The organism is Paenibacillus sp. RS8 (genome assembly GCF_041956825.1).
Classification (GTDB): Bacteria; Bacillota; Bacilli; order Paenibacillales; family Paenibacillaceae; genus Paenibacillus_AQ.
Genome location: NZ_CP168131.1, coordinates 3,212,547 through 3,234,095 on the forward strand (window position 1 = coordinate 3,212,547; position 21,549 = coordinate 3,234,095).

Below are 21,549 nucleotides of genomic sequence, written 5' to 3' on the forward strand. Positions count from 1 at the left end.
AAGGAACAAATCTGTCGGGGTCACAATAGTGGCCCTTTCTTTTTGTTGTGGAACAAACAAACGGAAAGGACGAATTATGAAAAATAAGAAAAATTCGCTCGGTGTAAGGCTTATTCAACTTTTTGCTGCTATAACGATTCCGCTTCTTTCCGTTCTTTTTGCAGGGGGATACTATGCCAAGGAAAATGTATTGGCTCAGGTATCCAGATCCTATCAGAATTTGGTCAACTCCAATCTGAAAATGATGGAGAGAAGTCTCGAGGATATAACTATTAATCTGGTAGATATTGTTGATCATGACGAGAATTTCCTTCAATTCAACCGTCCAGGGCTGAAAGATTCCGATTATTATTTTGCCCGTATGGGAATTATGCAAAGAAATCAAGCCTATCAGGCCTATTATCATAGCGTGGATATGTTCTATCTGTACTCCGGCGTCAATGATATGTTGACATTATCCAATGTATTAGGGAACACGGAGGAATATATGGATGAAATCAGAGCCTGGATCACGGGCAAGGTTCACAATGAAGATAAAATGGAACCACTCCGGTACAAATGGACAATAGTTAATATAGCCGGGGATTACTATATAAACCGGACAGTCGGTAATAACCTGAGCAATCCCAGTTATATCGGCGCGCTCATCCGAATCGATTCTATGCGCTCACCGCTGGGCAATCTGAACCTGCAATCAGGCGGTGATGTGCTTATTGTGGATAATGAAGGAAATATCTTAACCAGTTCTTCGAAATCGATGGGCTACGACTTCAAGCTGCCACACGATAAGATGAATCAGAATTCTTCATTTTCTTATATGCATGATGGCCGGAAATGGTTAGTTGTGTCTAGCCAGTCATCCACCCTGGGGATCAATCTATCTGTGGTAATCCCCGATTCCGAGCTACTCCAGGGCTTGAATACATTCCAAATGATTATTAATGTACTGCCCTTCTTTATTTTGATCATTTTACTGGTTTACTTATATTATTTTCGCCGTATAGTCATTCGTCCGATTCTGAATTTGTTGGGCGGCATTCACCGCATCAGAAAAGGGTCTATGGAAGCCCAGCTTCCTTCTTCTAACTTGTTAGAGTTTCAAGCGCTGAATCAGGCCTTTAATACCATGGTTGTAGAAATACAAAATCTGAAAATTGACGTGTATGAGGAACGGCTAAATGCTCAAAAAGCGGAAATGAAGCATTTGCAAATGCAAATTAATCCTCACTTTTTTCTAAATACGCTCAATATCATTTTCCAACTCGCCGATCTGAAACGCTTTGAATTAGTAAAAAAGACAGTACGGCATCTGGTGCAGTATTTCAGATTCATGCTTCAGGTAAAGGATAACAGCATTACTTTGGAACAGGAGCTTGATCATCTCCGCAATTATCTTGAAATTCAAAAGATGCGATACCAGCAGTCTTTTGATTTTCAAATCACAATAGATGAAGACATCATCCTCGCTTCTATACCTTCCTTGATTGTACAACCCTTTGTAGAAAATGCCATGCTTCATGGCATAAGTTTGAAAGCAGAAACATTCTATCTGGAAATTTGTGCAGTCAAGTCAGAAGAGAACACCGATACAATGATTATTGAAATCTCGGATAACGGAAGAGGTAGTACTCAACAAAAACTACAAGAGCTGAATTCACCTGATTATAGGCCAGAAACTGATGACGGCCACATTGGTATCTGGAATGTGAAACAAAGATTGGCTATGCGCTATCAGGGCAAAGCCAACATTCACTTCAGTGAAAATGAGCCGTTCGGATTCCGTGTGCGGCTTAGCCTGCCCATTGAATATATGGAAGGAGAATGATGAGAGATGCGTTTATTGATTGTAGATGATGAACAGTTCGCTGTAGAGGGGCTTCTCTACTGCTGCGAATGGAAAGCGTATGGGATTGAAGAGGTCTTGACGGCGAATAGAGCCGACAAGGCCAGGGAGATTCTGAATGAACACAGAATAGAATTGCTGATTTGCGATATTGAAATGCCGGATGAAGATGGGCTTTCACTGGTTGGCTGGGTTAGGGAATATTCTCCCTGGACGGAATCGATATTTCTGACCTGTCATTCCGAATTTTCCTACGCCAAGAAAGCCGTTAACCTCGGGAGTTTTGATTATTTGCTGAAGCCTGTTGACACAGATGAGCTGTTGACTGTCGTATCAGGTATGATAGCAGCCAACCGTGAGAAGGAAGAGTATGCGTCCTACAACCAAATGTATCATAAGTATCTAAATTTATGGCAAAAAGAAAAGCCGAAGCGTGTGGAACGTTTCTGGCAGGATTTGTTGTCCCGCAGTATCCTGTCTTTTGGGGATTTTGTTGACCGGGAGCTGGCGGAGGCTGGCGTGGGGTTAAATTCTGACGATCTGGTGCTTCCTATTCTGATCAGTATTGAGGAGTGGACTAAACCGCTCAGTCCGCGGGATCAGGAAATCATGGAATATGCCGTGAAGAAAGCGGCGGAGGAATTTTTTACAGAAGAGCATCAAGGGGAGGCCGTCACAGACAAAAACGGGGTTTTGTTCATTCTGCTGTATGCCAAAGGCGCGATGGGAGAACAGGCGACTAGGAAGCTCAGAATTCAGCAGCTCACGGACATAGGTAAACGTTTTATCAAAGCTTGCCGGGAGCTGTTCTACAGCATCGTAACCTGCTATGTCGGCTCATTCAAACCCCTTCAAGAGCTGCCGGGAATGTGCGAAAGCTTAAAAATCATGGAGCGTGACAATATTTCTCGCACACAATCGGTGCTTTTATACATGCCACAGGACCAGATGTTATTATCACCTAATTCGGATGATATCCTGCTCAATGATTTGATCTCTTATATGCTGAATGGCAAGCGTGAGTCCGCTGTGCAGTTTATTCATAATCTGACAGAGAAACTGGAAGCCAATCCTTGCTTTCAGGGAAGAAATCTAGACGCCTTGCATCAGGATACCTTGCAGATTATATATCACTTCTTGCAGGTAAGAGGAATCAATGCGGGAAGCATAGTCCTGTTTACAGACTGGACAACCGCCCGCATACGGGGACTGCTTCAGTACAGGCATTGGGCAGAAGGGATTGTATCGGCGGTCATGGAGGCGGAATTCGAGCGGCAGGAAAAGGGCGGTGTAATTGAGCGGTCCATTCGCTACATCCAGCAGAATATAGAGGAAGAGATCTCCAGGGTCAGCGTCGCTGATTATGTTGGATTGAACCCGGCGTATCTCTCCAGACTGTTCAAAAAAGAGACCGGCCAGAACCTCATTGATTTCCTGATCTCAGTGAAGATGAACCGCACCCGCGAGCTTTTGGATACCACGGATATGTCGGTAAGCGCGATAGCGCAGCAGGTAGGATACAGTAATTTTTCACATTTCACCAAAATGTTCCGCAAGCAGTTCGACGTCAATCCTCAGGAATATCGCAAAGTCACAAAACGATTAGACTGAGGTTATAAAAACGGCAGAGCAGTTGTTGGCATCTCCTTATAATAAAGCCATAACCCAATAAGAAGGTGTGGAACTATGGCTTCGGAAAAAGCAACACTGACACAATCTGGCATCTCGCAGCGCAAATTAAAATGGAAAACCATATGGAAGTACAGAGCCTTGATCGTTCTGGCACTGCCAGGTGTGCTGTTGATGCTGATCAATAACTATCTGCCCATGTTCGGTATTTTCTTGGCTTTCAAGGACTTGAATTATACGGCAGGGATATGGGGAAGCAAATGGATCGGACTGGACAACTTTAAGTTTCTGTTTGCTTCAAACGATGCTTGGCTGATCATTAGGAATACATTGCTGTACAACATTAGCTTTTTGCTTATCAATACGATATTGGCAGTGATGCTGGCCCTTCTCCTCAACGAGGTCAAGAATAAATTTGCCTCCAAATTCTTTCAGAGCACAGTGATCCTGCCTAACTTTATTTCCATGGTCATTGTCGGCTACATCGTTTATGGATTTTTAAATCCGGAACTGGGGTTCATCAATAAATTTATTCTGGAGCCCTTCGGGATAGATCCTAGAAACTGGTATGCGGAAGCGCAGCATTGGCCTTATATTTTGACCATTGTCAACACCTGGAAGGGTGTGGGCTACTCGGCCGTAGTTTACCTCGCAGCCATTGTCGGGATAGACTCTGAATATTATGAAGCAGCCGTCATTGATGGAGCCAGCCGCTGGAAGCAAATGACGAAAATTACGATTCCGCTGATTGCTCCGATCATTATCATCATGACATTGCTGGCGATTGGCCGGATTTTCAACGCCGATTTCGGTCTGTTCTATCAGGCAACCATGGCATCCGGGATGATCAAAGAGACAACTGATGTTATCGATACCTATGTATACAGGGCGTTAATGGTTACCGGCGATACGGGACTCGCCTCCTCGGCAGGGCTGCTGCAGTCTGTTGTTGGTTTTACACTTGTCATTACCGTCAACCTGATTGTCCGTAAATTCAGCAAAGAAAATGCTTTGTTCTAAAAGGAGAAAACCATGGAAAAAAAACGAACTAATCCCTTTATCATTATTTTCCTGTCTTTGTTTAGCCTTGCCTGCTTGATCCCGTTTTGGCTTGTATTCATGATCTCGGTTGCTGATGAAGACTGGGTAACTGTTAATGGATACAGCTTCTGGCCCGGCAAATTCAGTCTTGTCGCTTATCAGTATTTGTTTGAAGATGCAGAAAAAATATTGCGGGCTTATGGCGTTTCTGCCTCGGTAACGTTGATTGGTGTTGTCATCAGTTTGTTTGTGACTTCGGCAATGGCCTATGCGCTGTCGCGGAAAGAGTTTCCGCTCAGGGGGGCGCTGAGCTTCTACATCCTGATTACGATGTTGTTCTCGGGAGGCTTGCTGCCCTGGTATCTTATCTACACCCGGTTCTTGCATGTTCAGGATACGTTGATGGCCCTTATTATTCCGGGTTTGATCGGCGGCTTCAACGTTATCATCATGCGGACATTCTTCACGAACAGTATACCGCCTTCACTGATTGATTCTTCCCAGATAGATGGTGCAGGTGAATTCCGGACATACTTCAGCATTATTCTGCCGCTGTCCTTGCCTGTAATGGCTACAATTGGACTATTCACCACCGTATCCTACTGGAACGACTGGTTTACAAGCCTGGTCTTCATCCAGAATGAGAAACTGTTCTCTCTGCAATATCTATTGACCAAAACCTTAATGAACGCTTCGTTCCTGCAGACGATTGCGAATAAGGCTTATAGTTCCACCGCACAGGTCACAACACCGCTGGAATCCATTCGGATGGCGATGGCGATGATTGCAATCGGACCGTTGGTGCTGGTATTCCCTTTCCTGCAGAAGTATTTCGTAAAAGGTCTTACCGTAGGCGCTGTGAAAGGCTGATCCCAGCATAATGCTGGATTAGTATATGCAAGTAAAGGATTTAAAGAAAAACAGAAGTATTCCAGGGAGGTCTATTATTTATGAAGTGGTTGAAAAAGAGTTCTGTTGTACTGACATCGTTGGTGCTGACTTCAGTTGTGGCAACCGGCTGTGGCGGAAATAATGCTGCGAATTCTCCGGCGGGCACAGCTCAGCCGGAGGGGACGGCCAGCTCCGAATTGAAGCCTTACGAAGTCGTAATGGTATTCCCCGATGCGCCTCAGAATGACAATCAGCTGGTACAGGATGCAATGAATGATTATCTGAAAAAAACATATCCGGAAATGAACATGACGGTCAAACTGAATCCCATCGACTGGGGCGCATGGAGCGATAAAACAAACCTGATGATGGCCTCCGGAGATAAAATGGATCTGCTGTTTACAGCGGATTGGCTCGGATTCCAGCAACAGGTGACAAAGGGCGGCTTGCTGCCGCTTGATGATTTGCTCGCCAAATACGGCCCGGATATCGAAGCTGTTGAGAAGGATTATCATGATCCGGCTAAACGCGGCGGCAAGCTGTACGGTATCCATACCCACCAAGAGCTGGGCGGCACACAAGGAGTTTATTTGAACAAAGAGTTGGTGGACAAATACAACTTTGATCTCAGTGTCTTGAAGTCCGGAAAGGTCGAAGATCTGGAACCGATGCTGCAGACAATCAAGGAGAACGAACCGGGGATTACGCCTTTGGTAGCGCCAAGCTTTCCGCTTGAAGCTTACTATTCATCTACGAATCTAGATTCCATTGCAAGCATTGCGGTTATTAACACCGTGGGAACAGCAAAAGATGACTATACTGTAATCAACTCGTTCACTACTCCACGTTATATGGAGCTTGCCAAGCTGACCAACAAATGGTACAAGGCGGGGTATATTAACAAGGACGCACTGACACCAGGTCTGGATGCCTGGAAAAAAATTCAAGCGGGTAAAGGATTTGCATTTGTTACTGACATGGATATTATCGCTGATATGGAGATTGGCAAAGCTGCCGTTTCACCGAATGGTTCGATTAAAGCGGGCCGCGAGATGCTGCAGATTCCGCTCAATATTGACCGTCTGCAGACCGGTAAAATGACGGCAACCATGTATGCGATTTCAAAAAGCTCTGAAGATCCGGAACGCGCCATGATGCTGCTTAATCTTTTCTATAAGGACAAGGAGCTTCTGACCCTTTTCAACTTCGGTATTGAAGGAACACATTATGTGCTTAAAGACGGACAAATTGCGCTGCCGGAAGGCAAAACTACAGAAAATGTCGGCTACTACCATGATATTATGTGGCAAGTGGGCAATCAAATGCTTAACTATACACGTGTAGGCGAAGACCCGAATAAATACCAGAACTATGAGAAATTCAACGAACAGATTACCGCAAACCCTTCGCGGATTTTTGGATTTATCTTTGATCCGGAGCCGGTCAAAAATGAACTAATCTCGATCGACAACGCAAATAAAACCTTTGTTGACGGGTTGAAGTCCGGCCAACTCGATCCGGAAGAAGCTCTTCCTAAGATGCTGGAAAAACAAAAAGCAGCGGGATCAGACAAAGTAATTGCGGAAGCGCAAAAGCAGTTGGATGCTTGGCTGGCTGAAAACGGCAAGAAATAAGCAGAGTGTGATCAATAATTTCATTTGTTAAACGGATCTGACGGACAAAAGGGGCATAATGCGTTAGTTATGCCCCTTTTGATTGTAATGGATCATACAGCGAAGAGGAGTGGAGTATTCATATGGAATATTCGATGCTGACTTATATAGATATGTATCCCGATCAAGCCCAGTACAAATCCGGCCAAGCAGGCAGTATTATAGTCGAGCTGGAGACCCAAGAGGATAGGGTTCTGGAACTGGTTGTTGAGTTCTACAAATTAGAAAAGCAGGTTGCTGAAGAAACATTTGAGATCAGCCTGGAAAAAGGATTGAGACAAATTGCGCGCATTCCCCTGTTCACTGAAGATACCGAGTGGGCTGGGTACGGGGTCAAGGCTACAGTTTTTTACGATAAATTTGCAGTGTCAACAGCTTATACTTCGTACGATATTGCCGATCATTGGAGTCGGGCGCCTCGGTATGGATTCTTAAGCGATTTTCGCAAGGAAGAATCCGAAGAATTACGTGACGTCGAAAGTATGAACAAATTCCATTTGAATGTTATACAGTTCTATGATTGGATGTACCGACATGATGATCTTGTACCGCATCAAGATGAATTTCTCGATCCGATGGGTCGAATGATGTCCTATAAAGTTGTTCGTGAAAAATTGGCAGCCTTGCACGATAAAGGGATGGCGGCCTTGGCCTATGGCGCTGTATACGCGAGCCTTAAGGATTTTTTACAAGCACGGCCGGAATGGGGGCTTTATAATCGCCAAGGTGAGCCGTTTCAATTAATAGACTTATTTTATATTATGGACATTACACCAGGGTCCCCTTGGACTGATCATATTGTTGAACAATTCCGTCAAGCAGTAAAGGTAGGATTTGATGGAATTCATATGGATCAATACGGTTTTCCAAAGAAAGGGATACGTAGGGTCGAAGGAAGGGAAGAATTGGTTGATCTGGCGGAATGTTATCCGGCGCTTATTGATCGAACCAGCGCGGCAGTGAAGGAAATAAAAGCAGAGGCTGGGGTCATATTCAATAATGTGGGTAATTACCCCATTAGCAAAACGGCATCTTCAGATCAGGAAGCACTTTATATTGAAGTATGGCCGCCAATAGTCCGATTGCGTGAGCTTAAAGGACTTATCGATAATGCAAGATCATTGGATAAAGACAAGCCGATTATCCTCTCCGCTTATCTTCCCTCTTTTTACCCGAAAGCTGGACATGACAAGGAATGGGCTGAGAACGGGGCGCTACTAACGATGGCATCTATATTTGCTAGTGGTGGATATCATCTCTTATTAGGTGAGGATAATGGAATGCTGACGATGCCTTACTATCCCGATTATGCAGTGATGCGGCCTGAATTTGTCGTTGAGGTGAGACGCTACTATGATTTCATAGTGCGGTTTGGTACTTTGATACACAATCCGCAATTGGAAGATGTGTCTTACACCTATACAGCAGGGGTTAATACCGAAATCACCTTCGAAGGCAGAGTGCCATTTGCACCGAATGGAGATATTGGCTCCGTATGGACCATCATTAAACGGATGCAAGGTTATCACATCTTACAGCTAATTAACCTTGTTGGCCTTGAGGATGATTATTGGGAGCATGGCAAGAAAAAGCGTCCTGAACCTCAAGATGGAGTTGTCTGCACATTGCTGATTGAACAGCCGATTGAGTGCATCTTCACAGCCAGCCCTGATGATCATAACCAAGAAGTATGTTTTTTGGATTATGAAATTGTACCTCATGGACAAGGGCTAGCTGCCAGATTTACTCTACCGTCTTTGGAGGTTTGGTCCATGGTTGTAGTGAAATTAAGCGAATAGGAGTGCGTGATATGAATAATACAAGATGGTGGCAGACAGCTGTTATATATCAGATTTATCCTAGAAGTTTTCAAGACACGAACGGGGATGGAATCGGCGATCTCAGGGGAATTATCAACAGACTTGACTATCTCAAGCAACTCGGCATAACTGCAATATGGCTTAGTCCTGTATACAAATCACCCAATGACGATAACGGCTATGATATCAGCGACTACCAGGATATTATGACCGAATTCGGAACCATGGAGGATATGGATGATTTAATCGAAAGAGCCAAGCTACATAACATTCGAATTATTATGGATTTGGTTGTTAATCACACCTCCGATGAGCATCCCTGGTTCGTTGAAGCAAGTAAGGGAAAGGACAATCCCTATAGAGATTATTATATCTGGCGGGATCCTGTAGATGGCGGCGTTCCCAATTCCCTGCGTTCGACATTTAGCGGATCAGCTTGGGAATTCGACGAAGCGAGCGGTCAATATTATTTGCACTTGTTCAGCCGCAGACAGCCTGATTTGAACTGGGAGAACAGTAAAGTCCGGCAAGAGGTATGGGACATGATGAATTTCTGGCTGGATAAAGGCGTTGGCGGATTCCGCATGGATGTGATTGATCTGGTCGGGAAAATACCGGATCAGGAAATTACAGGAAATGGTCCGAAGCTTCATGAATATTTACAAGAAATGAACCGGGAGACATTCGGAAAGCATGATGTTCTGACTGTAGGAGAGACTTGGGGAGCGACTCCAGAGGTGGCGAAGCTATACTCCAATCCGGACCGTAACGAGCTGTCGATGGTATTCCAATTTGAACATATTGGTCTGGATCAGCAGGATTGGGGAGAAAAGTGGGATCTAAAGCCCTTGGCTGTAAGCGAATTAAAACGGGTACTGGCGAAATGGCAAACTGAATTGGGAAACGAGGGCTGGAACAGTCTGTTCTGGAACAATCATGATTTGCCGAGAATTGTGTCCCGTTGGGGAGACGACAAGCAATATCGAGTAGAGAGCGCAAAGATGTTCGCGATTCTTCTACATTTGATGAAGGGTACACCTTACATTTATCAAGGTGAAGAGCTCGGGATGACCAATTATCCGATTCAGGATATCAGCGAAGCGCAAGATATTGAGACCATTAATATGTACCATGAACGGATTGCCCAAGGGTACAGTAAAGAAGATATTATTAATTCCATTAATGTGAAGGGAAGAGATAATGGCCGAACCCCGATTCAGTGGGATTGTAGTCCTAACGGAGGATTTACAACAGGAGAGCCATGGTTACATGTGAATCCAAATTATACGGAAATTAATATGGAAGCAAATCTGAAGAATCCAGATTCAGTTTTTCACTGCTACCGTAAATTGATTGAACTAAGGAAGAATAACCCAATCGTTGTATGGGGTGACTTTGAACTAGTGGCGGGCGTGCCGGATCAAGTATTTATGTATCTCCGCAGGTATGAAGAACAGACCTGGTTAATAGCGGCCAATTTTAGTGGAGAAATAACGAAGCTGGAATTACCAGAGCTGGGGCCGGTCAAAGAAATGATTATTTGCAATTATTCTAGAGATAACATGGAATTTAAGCAACTACAATTACAGCCTTATGAGGCATTTGCTGTCAAACTCGCGTAGGTTAACTTGCCCGGTTTAGGTTATTGGTATTGCTGCCTTCATAATTAAATTCTTCTATATATAGAAGAATTTCGTTAATAGCATGAAACAGAGGTGGAAGATTTTTTTTGAGAAAGGATAGGGTGGTGAAATTGGCAAAGCTGAGAATTGGTGTAATTGGTTTAGGTGGAATAGCAGACATGCATATTTCCGGTCTGTTGGCGAATGAAGAGGCGATCCTATGGGCGATTTGTGATTGCAAGGAAGAGGTACTAGCGAGAAGGGGAGAACAATTTAATATCCCGGAAGCACGAAGATATTTGAATTACAAAGAAATGTTATCGGACCCAGAACTTGAAGCAGTGACGATCGCTACGCCGAATTATAACCATTTTGAAATAGCCTGTGAGGCAATCAAGCATCGTAAGCCGTTTGCCCTAGAGAAGCCGGTGACTCTCGATGTACAGGAAGCTGCCGCGTTGCGTGATCTGCTGGCTGAGGCTCATCTACCGCATATGATTTGTTTCAGTTATCGGTACAAATCGGCAGTAAGATATGCGAAATGGTTAATCAATCAGGGCAAAATAGGAGAGATCAAGCATGTCTACGGTCAGTATTTACAAGGCTGGGGGCTTAACGAGCGGCTTCCGCTAGTCTGGAGATTCAGAAAGAAGCTGTCCGGTTCAGGCGCGCTTGGAGATTTAGGTTCGCATTTGCTCGACCTTCAACGTTTTCTTGTGGGCAATGTAGAACGGGTGATGGCAGATGCCGATACGATTATCAAGGATCGCACCCTACTTGAAGGCGATGGCATGGGCGAGGTGGATGTTGATGATTTCTGTCATGTGCTGGCTCGGCTTGAAGGGGGAGCCTCGTCCACGATGGCCATTTCGAGATTCGCATTCGGGCGGGGAAACTTTCAGCAAGTGGAAATTTTCGGCGATCGGGGAGCGATTCTTTATAACCTGGAAGAAGAGGATGTACTATATGTTAAGTCTTCTGAGGATGGCGGCGAGGTCTTCATAAAAGTAGATATTCCTGAAGAATTTCATGTGGATCAAATGACATCTTTTATTAATCTGGTTAATGGACAGGGCGACGGATGCGACGCCAATATGGAAGACGGATATATAAACCAACATGCCATTGATTCAATTATTGTCTCATTAACTGAACAACGGTGGATTTCAATATAACGGGGAGGGCATATCATGTCTAAAATCAAAATTACAGTATGGAACGAGTACCGCCATGAAAGACACAACGAAGAAGTTAAAGCTATATATCCAGATGGTATTCATATGGCACTTGCCAACTATTTGAACACACAAGAAGATATGGAAGCAAAAACAGCGGTTCTGGATGATCCCGAACACGGATTAACTGATGAGGTGCTAGAACAAACAGATGTATTGTTATGGTGGGGGCATTTAGCCCATGATGAGGTTAGTGACGAAATTGTGGAAAAGGTACGTCAAAAGGTGCTAAATGGCATGGGATTAATCGTTCTCCACTCTGGACATAACTCCAAAATATTTCAATCTTTAATGGGTACCAATACTGGTGCTCTGAAATGGCGTGATGAAGGTGAGAAGGAGCGAATCTGGGTCATTGAGCCGGGACACCCGATTGCCAAGGGCCTTGGAGAGTATATTGAAATTAACAAGGAAGAAATGTATGGTGAACGTTTTGAGATTCCGGCGCCGGATGAGCTTATTTTTATTTCCTGGTTCGAAGGCGGAGAGGTGTTCCGTAGCGGATGCTGCTACAAGCGAGGACAAGGCAATATCTTTTACTTCAGACCAGGGCATGAGACTTTCCCGGTATACCACCAGCCTGAGGTACTTCAAGTCATTAGTAACAGCATTCGTTGGGCGGCAAAAGATGAACTTCCTAAAGTTTCTTACGGACGTGTAGCCCCGTTGGAACTTATTCCTTAAAGCGTGAACAATGGTCACCATATCATGATTATTTTGTGTCAAGACTTTGCTCTCCCTTGATAAGGAGGGCGAGTCGTTTGTTATTGAGATTAAGGGCTCAGACTATGCAAACGTTTATTTTATAGTTAAATGCATTCGCAAGAAGGAGGAAAGTGTCATTACTCCAACAATTAAAGAAGTGGCTAAGGCAGCCAATGTTTCAGTATGTACAGTATCAAGGGTTATTCATAATCTAGAAGGTTACTCTCATAATACTAAGCTCAATGTACTTCAGGCTGTGGAAGAACTGGGTTATTATCCTAACGGAGTAGCTAGAGGACTCATTAATAAACAAACAAGAACTTTAGGAGTGCTTTTCCCCAGCGTAGCAAGTGATTTTTTTTGTGGTATTCTTCATGGGATTGAAAAGGCTGCCTATGATAAGGATTATATGGTCATTGTTTGCAATACTGGTGAGGATGGCAAAAGAACAAAAAACTGTCTGGAGATGCTCCAGGAAAAACAAGTGGACGGAGTAATATTTACAAGCGAAGTTTTGAAGGATGAATATTATCTTCAATTACGACAGAAGAAAACTCCCTTAGTGCTCGTCAATGCATATTCTTCAAAGTACACCATCCCTTTTGTAAAAGTAGATGATAAACTTGCTGCCTATCAAGCTACTTCCTATTTAATCAATAAAGGGCACTATAATATTGCTATGATTGCTGGAACGCCATCTGATATGATAGCGGGAATTCCTCGTGTGGAAGGTTACCGGCAAGCGCTCGAGGAACAAGGATTTATATTTAACGAGGCCAGAATAGCTTACGGAGATTTTCATATGGAAAGTGGCCGTGTGGCTATGGAAAAACTATTGAGTGAAGCCCCGCCGTTTACTGCAGTATTTGCAGCTAGTGATGAAATGGCAATTGGAGCCATGGGAAAGGCCTTTGAGAAAGGGTTGAAAATACCAGAGGATCTTTCTATGATTGGCTACGATGATTTGATGTTATCAAAAATTATATCTCCTCCTTTAACGACAGTACATCAATCGTTGGATCAAATGGGGCGATTGGCGGTGGAAAAGTTATTATCTCTGATAGAAAAACCTCTGGAATTACCAAACAGCACTCTCATGAATCATTATATTGTTGAGCGGGAAACAGTGCGTACAATAATTTGATTTTTATATTATTTATTGGGTAAACGTTTACATTCATTTCAGAGACATTCAGACGATGTGACATAAAGTTGTTTTCTAAATATAAATCTCGTCAAAATATAGTTTTTTATACTACGGTTGATCTAATTGCTGACGGAAAGACTCTTGCTTCATAAACAATATAGAAGTAGGACTGGGCAATGTGTCCTATTCTAAATAAATCACAAGATGGAGGAAATATAATGGTGAACAAGAAGAAGCCTTACATTGCATTACTCACACTTATCCTTTCGGCGCAGTTAGCACTCCCTCTGTCTGCGGGACCGCTGGGACCATCAACGGTGCATGCAGACAATGAGAGTGGGAGCACATTAAGCAATCAGTCAATTTTGAAAGCGATTACATACCTTGGGGTCAGTAAAGCTCGTTATTCCCCAGGTGAAGAGGCCGAACTTATCCTCAAATTGAAGGATGACGAACAGTGGCAGGGAAAGCTGAACGTTGAGATCTACAACCTGAATACGCTGATCGCCAAAGGGAGTAAACCGATTACCGTCTTGAAAGGACAAGGTGACTTGTCGGTTAAATGGAAGACCCCTGATGATGATTTTACCGGTTATCTGGTAAAAGCGTGGGTAAGCGGAGCAGCTGATCATGATTATGTTACGGCGGCTATAGATGTTTCAAGTGACTGGAAGAGATACCCGAGATACGGGTACACAAGTGAATTCAGCAGTGAGACTGCAGCGCAGAGTGATGCCAAACTAAAACAGTTGTCACAAGATTATTATCTTAATGGTTATCAATTTTATGACTGGATGTGGAGACACGATGTGTCCGTTTACTCCAAAACTGATGCAGATGGTAAACCGCTAAAGGACAGTGAAGGAAATTTTGTCGATGAGGAGATCAACGCTGATACTCATTATCTGGATCTGTTAAACCGGGAATTGTATCCGCTTACGATTAAACAGCAGGTAGAGGCTGCCCAGAAATACGGCTCAGCGGCAATGGCTTATGAGATGAACTATGCGGCTCGGGAAAATTATGAAGACTATGGCGTTAGTCCGGAGTGGGGGCTTTATGGCAGTGAAAATATTGATAAAACCAATCCGCAGCAGAGCCAAAACGGTTATCACTTCGATTTCAACGGTAAAGAAACAGCCCTCTATCTTCAGGATCCTGGGAATGTAGAGTGGCAGAATTATATTACCAAACAGTTTGACCGTGCTGTAAATGTCTTTGGATTTGACGGCATCCATCTGGACCAATGGGGAGCCAATGATAATAGTCATCTCTATGATTACAATGGAAATAAACGCTATTATTCCCTGGATTATGACAAGCTGATAAACTCGGTTAAAAAATCACTGGTAGAAAATAATCCGGCAAAAAGTGATGTCACATTCAACATGGTGGGAGGGAATTTAGATTACAGTGCTGTGCCAGATCCGGATACAAAGACGGACTTTGATTACAGCGAAATATGGCATGACCGTAATCAGTACAGTGATCTTCAGAAGGTAGTGGAGGATACACGGGCGAAAAACGGCGGCAAGGCAATGGTAATTGCGGGTTATATGAATATGAAAGAGGCTACAGGTGTGAAAACACGTGGAACGGAAGCCGAGGATGTTCCTGCTGCTGTAAATTATCAATCCCGGATCTCCAAAGTTCAGGACAGCTGGGTGGGGAATTTCGGTCGCAAGGATACGGATGCGGTTACATTTACGGTTAATGCGCCTGCCACCGGTATGTATAAGCTTCTTCTCCATTATGGACAGGGTAACGGCTCAGGTTACCCTGAAGGAAAGCTTACTGTTAACAATGAAATTGCGGCTGCTGCAATTCCATTCAGTGCTAACACCGGTTGGGGGAATCCTTCGGCGACAGCCGAAGTGACGGCAACGCTGAAGGAAGGTAACAATACGGTTAAGCTTACACTGAATACGAACAGTTTGTGGCTTAATCTGCATAGTCTCGAGGTACAAGGACAAGACATTAAGCAATCTTACGATGCAGTGGATGCAAAACTCGATACCGTAAAGGTGGACCAGTACAGCCATGTTTACTATTTTGATACCAAAAATGATTATGTGACATTCCATGTACAGGTTCCTATTGAGGGTAACTACCCGCTCGGATTTAGTTACGCTTCCGATTGGCAGGAAGTCAGCCGTACACTCATGGTCAACAATGTATCCCAAGGCGAAGTTTCTTTCCTTGGACAGGGAGACTGGACAAAGTTTGCCCGCAAGGAGAATATGGCAAGCGTCTATCTGAATGCAGGAGACAACACGATTACACTGAAGGCTCCCAAAGATGACTTGGGTATTAAGTTACGCTATATGGCCCTTAATGGACAGCGATATGAAGCAGCTGAAGCTGAACTGCCGCAGACCAACAGCGTTACTTTCACGGAGAGCAAAACTGACAATTTCGGCCAAAGCGGCCAGACGGTAACATACTCGGTGTATGCCGAACAGCAGCTGAACACGTTGACGGTTATGTACCATGGAGGCAACAGTCCGGTTATGTCGGTGCTTGTTGATGGAGAGCCTGCTCCGGATGCCCAGAATATAACTTTTGCTAAGACGCCGGGAGAATGGGATGGTCCTATGCAAGCAAAAGAGTTGTTCGTAAACATTCCGCCCGGGAAGCACAAGATTACACTGAAGATGGAATCCTCCGGACAGTATATTAATGTTGGCGGGATTGTCGCCGGTGATTATGAATACAGTACAGGCGACGCAGAAATGAAGAATGGTGTAGTTGCGGTTGTCGGTTATGTCTCGGAGTTCAACAATGAGAATGACCGGATAGTATTCAATGTAAATGCGGTTGAAGCTGGACTGTATACACTCGGTTGGGTCTATCAGAATAATGGAGCAGCAACAGTCAGCCGCAGCGTGTATTCAGGCGATCCTGCAGGAACCTTGGCATCTTTTGCACCAACGTCAGGCAGCCAATGGGGGGAAACAGTCCAAACCGGAATTTCCCTGGTTCAAGGGTGGAATCAGATTGTGATTCAAATGACGGAAGGGACAGACAGCGGTATCAAAGTGGACAAACTGAAAGTAACCAGTGATGGGCCGGAAGCAATAACCAGAATGTACGAAGCGGAATCCACTCAGGAGAAAAATGATTCGGCCTTCTCCCTTTATAAGGATACGGTACTCAACTTCAGCGAGGTAGGACAGCAGGTTACTTATCCGATATCCATTCCTCAATCGGGAGAACAAAGCCTGATCTTTACGTACTCCAATGCCGGAGAGTATACAAACCGCTCCCTTTATATTGATGGCGTACGGGCGAAGGACAGCAATGGCAATGATCTTGACGTTGCATTTAACGGCACAGGCAGTCTGGACGATTATTCCGAAGAGGCCTATGTGATTGTACCGTATATGGAAGAAGGCAACCACAAGATCACGCTGAAAATGGAAGAGGATGACACTCCAGGCATGATCCAGCTCCGAGGTGTGACTACAGGCTATTTCAACGAGCCGTCCGTTCGGTTAATGGACGCTGCGCTCTCAGTTATGGGGGCAACTCATATTGAACTCGGGACGGCCGATCATATCGCTGAAGGGCCCAATATGCTTGCCAACGAGTATTATCCGAACCGTAGTAAAAAGATGAATCAGAGCACCAAGACAATAATGAAGGATTATTACAAATTCTTTGCCGCATATGAAAATCTCTTGTATGACAGCCAGGCAGTCAATGATAGAGAGATTGCTGTCAAAGATGCCGCGGGACAGCAGGTCGAGCTGAGCCGAGACGGTTCAGAAAATACGCTATGGTACACCGTTCGATCTGACAATAAGAACGAGCGTTATCAATCCTATGATGTAGTCCATCTGGTGAACCTGCTGAACAATGACTCTAACTGGAGAAACTCAGCCAATGAGCCGGATGTGCAGCACAATTTGCAAGTGACTTTTCCGGTTCGACTATCTGCTCAAGATGCTTCTGGACTCAAGGTTTTTGCGGCAACCCCTGATCAAAACGGGGGAACGATGCAGGAATTGGATTACACTTGGGATGGAGATCAGATTGTGTTGAATGTTCCAAGCGTCGAATACTGGACGATGCTTGTGGTGGATTATCAACCGCGGCAGTCAGAGGCTCAGAAGCTGTTCCCAGATACAGGGAACGAACCTTCACCATCTCCAGAACCTTCACCAACGCCAACAAATCCGGCAAAGCCAGGAACTTCTGCAGATGTAGCGCCGGTAGCGACTGCGGTGCAGATGGGTGAAACACGGATGATCACCGAGCAGGAGCTGAAATCCGCTCAAGGAGAAACTGTTAATATTGTATTGAATGAGCAGGTCAAATCCATACTACTACCGCTAAATGCTGGAGAATTAATTGGCTCACGCAATTTGGTCATCCAAACAGATGGACTCTCAATGGTTTGGAAGGCAGACAAGCTGAAGGAGATTGCCGCGGCAGATTCTAGCGGTAAGGGGGCTTATCTTGAGCTGAGAATAGGCAATGCGGGGGCTCCGTCTAACGGTGTTTTGAGCCCTTCTCAAGAGTATACTCTGAAAAGCAAGGTGTACACACTCGTGTTAGGAATCAAAGATAAAAACGGAAAAAGCTTAGCGACGCCGGGATTAAGTCTGCAAGCAACTGTGAAACTAGAGGTAACGAATGCTAAGCTTAAGGGGAAGTTGTTGGGGCTCTACATCAAAGAACAGGGAGATGGGCTATACCGTTACGCAGGGGGAGTATTTGATTCTTCTGCCGGCACCCTGCAGGCCCAACTGAACAATCAAGGTGAGTTCGCTGTTTATGAGAGGTTGAAGACATTCTCCGATGTACCTAGTACCCATTGGGCTTACGAAGCAATATCTTCACTGGTGGCCAAACACGTCGTTACTGGCAGGACAGCGAATCATTATTCTCCATCCGTAAGCATTACACGGGCGGAAGTTACAGTTATGCTGGTGCGTGCGCTGGGTCTTCAGACTAGCGGAGACAAGGCTGTATTTGCAGACGTGCCTGACTCCTCGTGGTACGCGGCGGAGTTATCAGCCGCGTACAGCAACGGACTAATTCATGGTCGGACGGCGGAGAAATTCTCACCTGATGCACCTGTCACACGCCAGGAATTAGCGGTCTTGCTTTTACGGGCGTATCAATATGCCGGAGGACAGGCTGCAGGCAATATTACTGCTGAGTATTCTGATGCTTCAGATATTGCTGAATGGGCTCGGCTGGCGGTACGTCTCGCAACTTCATCTGGATTGTTTGTAGGAAATACAGACGGTCAGTTTTCTCCTCTGAACCCAAGCACCCGTGCAGAGATTGCACAAGCAATTGATCGGATACTGAATCTGATAAACCGATAGATTCTATTAATTTAAAGAAGCGGCAGAAATTGTTACCGCTTCTTTTTTACTAGCTGTTCTGTTTAAAGATTCATTTACTTGTGGTCGCTTTTTACTAGCCCTCAGGTCATACGGACAAGGTATGGAGTATCATAGTGCTGCTGACAATTCAGGTCTAGGAGGCCGCTTTGAAGAAAAGATGCTTGAATTGCAGGCACCTTTTCAGAAGATCAGGGATCGCTTACTCGCCGCGATGATAGGTTTGAATTTATTTTTCGGAAAGCGGAGTTGCAAGCGGTTACTCACCAAATCAATCCTCATTTTATGTTTAACACGCTGAATACGATTCGCTGGCTGGTTAAATTTGGAGATGAAAACAAAGCATATGAAGGGATCACAAACTTTAACCGTCTAATGGAAGCGTATATGGGGAAAACGGGTATGATGGTACCGATAAGAGAAGAATTGGACATTATTGCTAAATATACGGATATCTTACAGCTTCGTTATGATCTCATTTTTACCTTGCGTACCGAAGTCGACCCGGAGGCTCTCGAATTTATGATTCCACGAATGTTTTTTCAACTGATTGTGGAAAATGCTATTTTTCATGGTATTGTACCAAGCGGTCAGAACGGAGAAATCAACATTACGATTACAGATTCCCCTGAAAATATCGTTGTACAGATTAGCAATAATGGGATGGGAATAGGTGATGAGCAGTTGGAATGCTATCCCGGCTACAGCATAGACGCGACTTTTCCGAGGTAGGCATCGGTTTGAAGCATGTAGTGGAATGTATCCATCTTTATTTTCTGCCGGGCTCGGAATTGGAGGTATTCAGTAACGCCGGACAAGGTGCAGTCGTCCAGCTAAAGCTAATAAAAATGGCCATTACTAACACATGAAGAGAGGAGAGAGCGTCATGTACAAAGTGATGATCGTGGATGATGAACTGATTATTCGAGCTGGTATGAAGGCAACTATCAATTGGGAGGATGAGCGGCTGCAGTTTGCCGGTGAATATTCCAATGGGGCGGAGGCGCTTCAAGCCTTGGAGGTCGAGCCGGTTGATATTCTTCTTACAGATATCAAGATGCCATTGGTTGACGGATTGGAGCTAACGAGACAAGCGAAACAAAAGTGGCCTGATATCAAGGTGATCCTTATTAGCAGCTATAGTGACTTTGATTATGTTCGGGAAAGCGTGGTGCTAGGGGCGATTGACTATATACTGAAGTCTACCATTGAGTCAGAGGAGCTTGCAGCGCTGCTGGAGCGTGCCATTCAATTGATCGAGAAAGACCGTTTGCTTCATCAGAGCGTATCTCGGTTTCAACAAAACGTTCAAGAGGTAAAGCGCAGAAAATCCGAGCATGATTTTAAGAAGGTACTTTCACAAGACATGGATGAAGACACGTTTGCGCAATGTTTATCAGAAGCTTATCAAGATAAAGGCTATTCGATGATCGTTTCCTTACTGAACGGGACCAAAGAATTACAGGAAAAGAAAGGGTTTCTTTACTTAAGTATGCTGAAGGTGGAATTGCAGGAACAGTTTTATTTGCATGATAACGATGGATTGTCCATTGTTATCAATGAATCGCAAATCGTGTTTTTGACGCCGCTGACAACAAACATCGTGAATTTAAAAGAGAATCTGGAGACGAGAACGGGCTTACGGCTTACCTTTGGATATGTCACGGAATCGCAACCGAAGAACTGGTTATCAAATTATCATAAGACTTGCAACGTATATGAACGTCACTTCTTTGATGGGAGCGGAGGCCTATATGATTACAGTCATAGCTGTCCCGATGGTTCTCCACAGCTCGAGGATACATATCATCCCGAACTGCTAATGAAGATCAAGGAGTTTGCACCGGATATGGCGATCCGTTTAAACAGTTGGTTACAGCAATGGAAGAAAGAAAGCATCCAGGCTGAACATATTAAAAGGGAAGCATGCGATTTATTCTCAGGCCTTGTGGGTAAACATATCGATTTGCTCCTTCTACTTGAATATTGTGGGCAGCTTTTGAAGAGTGAGACCTTTCATGAACTATGGACTAATTTGCTTTCAGGTGTTCACGAATGCTGCAGAGCGATTGAAGCGGATGAGCCGTATAAATCGACGAACAGTGTTATTGATAAAGCAATGAAATTCATCCACGAACATTACACAGAGGACATTACGCTTCAGACTGTAGCAGATCATGTTCACATCAGCCGGAACTACTTCAGTCTTTTATACAAGAAACATACACAGCTGAATTTTATTGATTATTTGATTCAATTGAGAGTGAAGCGGGCAAAAGAGCTTTTAAGAAACAAAACAACGAAAATATACGAGGTAGCAAGTGAATCGGGTTTTAATGATGTGAAATATTTCAGTAAATTATTTAAAAAGATGACCGGCTTGACACCTGCCGAATACCGAGAACAGTGTCAGGGAATCGAGCATAGGGAGGTTGAATAGCTTACGCAAAATTCTGTTGAGCGCTTTGCTCTTGGTCGGCGGCTGTGGACCGAAAATCCATCGAAAACGAAGGAATCAGCCCTATTGGCTGGGTTCCTTTTTTTGTATACAGTGGGAAGTGGATATTTTTATTGTAAAAACGAAAT

At 44.3% G+C, this 21,549-nt stretch carries 13 protein-coding genes; all 13 read left to right on the forward strand.

The features are described 5' to 3' along the window. Nucleotides 1-76: 76 nt before the first annotated feature. The 13 genes from ACDZ28_RS15825 (at nt 77) to ACDZ28_RS15885 (ending at nt 21,403) form a co-directional block, all read left to right on the forward strand. Nucleotides 77-1,825 carry a sensor histidine kinase gene (locus tag ACDZ28_RS15825; protein ID WP_375105154.1) on the forward strand — a complete coding sequence of 583 codons (1,749 nt, stop codon included), beginning with the start codon at nt 77-79 and terminating at the stop codon, nt 1,823-1,825. 6 nt (nt 1,826-1,831) lie between these two features. Then, nucleotides 1,832-3,454, forward strand: a complete 1,623-nt coding sequence (locus ACDZ28_RS15830; RefSeq protein ID WP_076107173.1) for a helix-turn-helix domain-containing protein — start codon at nt 1,832-1,834, stop codon at nt 3,452-3,454. A 75-nt stretch (nt 3,455-3,529) separates the two neighbouring features. After that, complete coding sequence (locus ACDZ28_RS15835) at nt 3,530-4,492, forward strand: sugar ABC transporter permease (protein ID WP_076207802.1); 963 nt, start codon at nt 3,530-3,532, stop codon at nt 4,490-4,492. A 12-nt stretch (nt 4,493-4,504) separates the two neighbouring features. Continuing rightward, nucleotides 4,505-5,383, forward strand: a complete 879-nt coding sequence (locus tag ACDZ28_RS15840; protein WP_042125254.1) for a carbohydrate ABC transporter permease — start codon at nt 4,505-4,507, stop codon at nt 5,381-5,383. Nucleotides 5,384-5,463: 80 nt separating this feature from the next. Continuing rightward, nucleotides 5,464-7,038: an ABC transporter substrate-binding protein gene (locus ACDZ28_RS15845; protein WP_042125256.1), complete on the forward strand. Its 1,575-nt coding sequence runs from the start codon at nt 5,464-5,466 to the stop codon at nt 7,036-7,038. A gap of 122 nt (nt 7,039-7,160) precedes the next feature. After that, nucleotides 7,161-8,876 (forward strand): glycoside hydrolase family 66 protein, encoded by a 1,716-nt coding sequence (locus ACDZ28_RS15850; protein WP_375105155.1) that lies wholly within the window; start codon nt 7,161-7,163, stop codon nt 8,874-8,876. 11 nt (nt 8,877-8,887) lie between these two features. Then, nucleotides 8,888-10,519: an alpha-glucosidase gene (locus ACDZ28_RS15855; protein WP_076099583.1), complete on the forward strand. Its 1,632-nt coding sequence runs from the start codon at nt 8,888-8,890 to the stop codon at nt 10,517-10,519. Between the two features lie 107 nt (nt 10,520-10,626). Continuing rightward, entirely contained in the window at nt 10,627-11,694 is a 1,068-nt protein-coding gene (locus tag ACDZ28_RS15860) for a Gfo/Idh/MocA family protein (protein WP_256717860.1), read from the forward strand. A gap of 15 nt (nt 11,695-11,709) precedes the next feature. Further along, complete coding sequence (locus tag ACDZ28_RS15865) at nt 11,710-12,438, forward strand: ThuA domain-containing protein (protein WP_042125259.1); 729 nt, start codon at nt 11,710-11,712, stop codon at nt 12,436-12,438. A gap of 178 nt (nt 12,439-12,616) precedes the next feature. Further along, nucleotides 12,617-13,603, forward strand: coding sequence for a substrate-binding domain-containing protein (locus ACDZ28_RS15870; protein WP_341429896.1), 987 nt, complete (start codon nt 12,617-12,619; stop codon nt 13,601-13,603). Nucleotides 13,604-13,824: 221 nt separating this feature from the next. Then, on the forward strand, nt 13,825-18,945 hold the full coding sequence (locus ACDZ28_RS15875; RefSeq protein WP_375105156.1) for a glycoside hydrolase family 66 protein: 5,121 nt from the start codon (nt 13,825-13,827) through the stop codon (nt 18,943-18,945). Nucleotides 18,946-19,212: 267 nt separating this feature from the next. Next, complete coding sequence (locus tag ACDZ28_RS15880; protein WP_076107167.1) at nt 19,213-19,695, forward strand: sensor histidine kinase; 483 nt, start codon at nt 19,213-19,215, stop codon at nt 19,693-19,695. Nucleotides 19,696-19,849: 154 nt separating this feature from the next. Continuing rightward, entirely contained in the window at nt 19,850-21,403 is a 1,554-nt protein-coding gene (locus ACDZ28_RS15885; protein ID WP_375105157.1) for a response regulator, read from the forward strand. The last annotated feature ends 146 nt before the right edge of the window (nt 21,404-21,549 follow it).

What these genes read in the sequence shown, in the direction of transcription:
- ACDZ28_RS15825 (WP_375105154.1), top strand. Translation starts at nt 77, where the DNA reads ATGAAAAATAAGAAAAATTCGCTCGGTGTAAGGCTTATTCAACTTTTT.
- ACDZ28_RS15830 (WP_076107173.1), top strand. Translation starts at nt 1,832, where the DNA reads ATGCGTTTATTGATTGTAGATGATGAACAGTTCGCTGTAGAGGGGCTT.
- ACDZ28_RS15835 (WP_076207802.1), top strand. Translation starts at nt 3,530, where the DNA reads ATGGCTTCGGAAAAAGCAACACTGACACAATCTGGCATCTCGCAGCGC.
- ACDZ28_RS15840 (WP_042125254.1), top strand. Translation starts at nt 4,505, where the DNA reads ATGGAAAAAAAACGAACTAATCCCTTTATCATTATTTTCCTGTCTTTG.
- ACDZ28_RS15845 (WP_042125256.1), top strand. Translation starts at nt 5,464, where the DNA reads ATGAAGTGGTTGAAAAAGAGTTCTGTTGTACTGACATCGTTGGTGCTG.
- ACDZ28_RS15850 (WP_375105155.1), top strand. Translation starts at nt 7,161, where the DNA reads ATGGAATATTCGATGCTGACTTATATAGATATGTATCCCGATCAAGCC.
- ACDZ28_RS15855 (WP_076099583.1), top strand. Translation starts at nt 8,888, where the DNA reads ATGAATAATACAAGATGGTGGCAGACAGCTGTTATATATCAGATTTAT.
- ACDZ28_RS15865 (WP_042125259.1), top strand. Translation starts at nt 11,710, where the DNA reads ATGTCTAAAATCAAAATTACAGTATGGAACGAGTACCGCCATGAAAGA.
- ACDZ28_RS15875 (WP_375105156.1), top strand. Translation starts at nt 13,825, where the DNA reads ATGGTGAACAAGAAGAAGCCTTACATTGCATTACTCACACTTATCCTT.
- ACDZ28_RS15885 (WP_375105157.1), top strand. Translation starts at nt 19,850, where the DNA reads ATGTACAAAGTGATGATCGTGGATGATGAACTGATTATTCGAGCTGGT.